Origin of the sequence: Kitasatospora sp. NPDC059817 (genome assembly GCF_042731835.1) — a bacterium.
Taxonomy (GTDB): domain Bacteria; phylum Actinomycetota; class Actinomycetes; order Streptomycetales; family Streptomycetaceae; genus Kitasatospora.
On the sequence record NZ_JBHWIR010000143.1, the window covers coordinates 10,320 to 13,290 of the forward strand.

The 2,971-nt window shown below is 71.1% G+C and carries 2 protein-coding genes and 1 pseudogene; all 3 read left to right on the top strand.

Annotated features, from left to right (window positions below; all coding sequences use genetic code 11):
- Positions 1-144: 144 nt before the first annotated feature.
- Positions 145-1,173, top strand: coding sequence for an NAD-dependent epimerase/dehydratase family protein (locus ACFV61_RS26005; RefSeq protein ID WP_380380402.1), 1,029 nt, complete (start codon positions 145-147; stop codon positions 1,171-1,173).
- 11 nt (positions 1,174-1,184) lie between these two features.
- Positions 1,185-1,916, top strand: coding sequence for an NDP-sugar synthase (locus ACFV61_RS26010; protein ID WP_380380404.1), 732 nt, complete (start codon positions 1,185-1,187; stop codon positions 1,914-1,916).
- Positions 1,917-1,924: 8 nt separating this feature from the next.
- Positions 1,925-2,971: pseudogene (locus ACFV61_RS26015) on the top strand (glycosyltransferase family 4 protein); the annotation flags it as partial.

A 2,971-nucleotide genomic window follows, 5' to 3' on the forward strand; every position in this document is an offset into this window, starting at 1 on the left:
CTGCGTTGGTTGTCCCCGGCCCCCCGCGGCCGGGCCCAAACACCAGTACGACGTCGGGGTGGGGGGGGGACACGGGGTACCCCCGGGTGGCCCGGCCGCTCCGGGTGTGACACACATTCGCGAACCACGAGAGGGGACCAAGGTATGAGCAAGGTTGTCGTCACGGGTGGCGGCGGGTTCATCGGCTCGCACATCGTCGACCGGTTGTGCGCCCAGGGACACCGCGTCCTGGTGGTGGACGACTTCTCCACGGGCGATCGGGCCAATCTCGCCGAGAGCGAGGCCCGTTGGCCCGAGTTGAGCATTCTCACGGCCGACGTGGTCGACGAGTCCACCGCGGCCGCGGTGGAGGACTTCGCGCCCGAGGTGCTGCTGCTGCTGGCCGCGCAGTTCAGCGTGAAGGTGTCGATGCGGGATCCCCTGCTGGACGCCCAGGTCAACGTCATCGGCCTGGTCCGGATGCTCGAAGCGGCGCGGCGCAGCCGCAGCCGCAAGGTCGTGTTCGCCTCCAGCGGCGGGACGATCTACGGGCCCGCCGGTGAGGACGGGGTGCCCATCAAGGAATCCGCGGGCCGTGTGCCCAGCTCCTTCTACGGACTGACCAAGTCCGTCGCCGTCGACTATCTGCGCCTCTACCACGAGACCTACGGCCTGGACTACGTCGCGCTCGCCCTCGGCAACGTCTTCGGCCCCCGCCAGACCCCGTTCGGTGAGGCGGGAGTCGTCTCCATCTTCGCGCAGCGCATGCTCTCCGGGCAGACCTGTGTCATCAACGGGGACGGCCTGCAGACGCGCGACTACGTGCATGTGAGCGATGTGGCCGATGCGTTCGTGCGGGCCATGGACCAGGGGCACGGTCTGATCAACATCGGTAAGGGTGGGGAGAGTTCGGTCCTGGACATCCACCAGGCGGTCGAGAAGCGGACCGGCCGTTCGCTGCCGCCCCGCTTCGGGCCGCCGCTGGCGGGAGAAGTGCGCAGGGGGTGCCTGGATCCCTCCCGTGCCCAGGCCCAACTGGGCTGGACCGCCCGGACGACGCTGGAGGACGGGGTCGACTCCGTCGTGTCCTGGCTGGCCGCACGCCCCCTGCCGACGGAGGCCTCGCCCGAGGCGGGGCAGACCGGTCAGACCGGGCAGACGGGGCAGACGGGGCAGACGGGGCAGACGGGATGAGGCTGGCGGGGATGATCCTGGCAGCCGGGCGCGGCAGCCGGATGGGAGCACTCACCGCCCAGACGCCCAAGCCGCTCCTGCCCCTGGCGGGCAGGCCGCTGCTGGGACACCTGCTGGACCGGTGTGCCGAGACCGACGTCACGGACGTCTACCTCAATCTGCACTACCAGGCCGAGCAGGTCCTTCGCTTCCTCGACGGCACCACGGTGAAGGTGCCCGTCCACGCCCGGACCGAGCCCCGCCTCACCGGGCCCGCCGGGGCACTGCGGCTGTTCCACGAGGAACTCGCCGCCTTCGACGCCGTGCTCGTCACGTCCTGCGACGTCATCATGGGCGAGCCGCTCCAACGGCTCGTCGACGCGCACACGCGCGGAGGGTACGCCCTGACGTTCGCCTGTACGCGGATCCGGCAGGCCCGCCGCTACGGCGTGCTGGACATCGACCCCGATGGTCGGATCCGCGGCGCCCGGGAGAAGCCCGACGTCCCCGACGACGAGACGCACTGGATCAGCGCCGGCGTGTACTGCCTGGACCCCCGCATCATCGCGCACATCCCCGAAGGCGTCGTCTACGACTACGCCAGGGAGCTCGCCCCCGCACTGATGGCCGCCGGCGAACGCGTGGGGGCGCACCGGCTCACCGGCTACTGGCGGGACGTGGGCACTCCCGATTCGCTGCGCGAGGCCGGCGAGGACGCCGGCCGTGGGCTCATTCCCTGGCTCACCGAAAGGGCGGACCGATGAAAGTCCTGATGCTGACCTCCAGTTACGAGCCCCTGCACGGCGGGGCCGAGACCTATGCGCGGCTGTTGTGCGAAGGGCTGGTGGCCGACGGCCACGACGTCGTCATCGCGACCGACGGGTCATGGCTGGACGACCTGCCCGGGGAGCGCGAGGAGGACGCGGGGCGGGTCGTGCGGCTGCGCGACTTCGCGGACCGCGTGGACGCCCGGGACAAGGTGAGATGGCGACAGATGCAGTACTCCGTCCTCGACGAACTGGGGGCCGTGCTCCAGGGCGAGAGCTTCGACGTCGTCCACGCCAACAGCCATGAGACGCTCATCCTCGCGAGCATCGTGGCGCTCGAAACGGACGCCGCACTGGTGTGCTCGCTGCACGAGCAGAACCCCGACCTGGAGCGGTTCGGCCGCGGCCGGTGCCGCCTGTCGTACCAGACCCTCCCCGTCGACATGCACTTCGTCCCCAGCCGCTTCTTCGCCGAGCGCGCCGCCCGCTTCGGCGCCCCCGCCGACCGCATCAGACTCGTCCACAACGGCGTTCCCGACGCGCCGCCGGACGACGTGGCCCGGAACCTGCGCTCCGCACTGCGCACCGAACTCGGCGTCGCCCCCGACCAGCGGCTGATCGTCCTCCCGGGCCGGATGTCCGCCCGCAAGGCCCAGCTCGACCTGGCCGCGGCGCTTCCCCTGGTCGCGGCGGAGCTGCCCGAGGTGCGGGTGCTCCTGGCGGGGAGGGTCTCGGACTACGCGTACGAGAAGAGCGTGTGGGGCCGGCTCGAACACGAGGGTGTGGCAGAACTGGTCACCCTCCGCCAGGACTTCGGCGCCGAGGCGATGCCTGCCGTCTATGCTGCGGCGGATCTGGTGGTCCAGCCCTCCCTGGCGGAGGGACTGCCGTTCAGCGTGGTCGAGGCGATGCGCGCCGGCAAGCCCGTCGTCGGCACCCGCGTCATCGGCATCAGCGACGTCATCACCGACGGCGTCGACGGCCTGCTCGTGCCGGCGGCCGACCCGCCCGCACTGGCCGCAGGGATACTGCGGGTGCTCACCGACGAGTCG

Bases quoted from the DNA above. Each gene is read 5' to 3' on its own strand.
- ACFV61_RS26010 (WP_380380404.1), top strand. From the start codon at position 1,185: ATGATCCTGGCAGCCGGGCGCGGCAGCCGGATGGGAGCACTCACCGCC.
- ACFV61_RS26005 (WP_380380402.1), top strand. From the start codon at position 145: ATGAGCAAGGTTGTCGTCACGGGTGGCGGCGGGTTCATCGGCTCGCAC.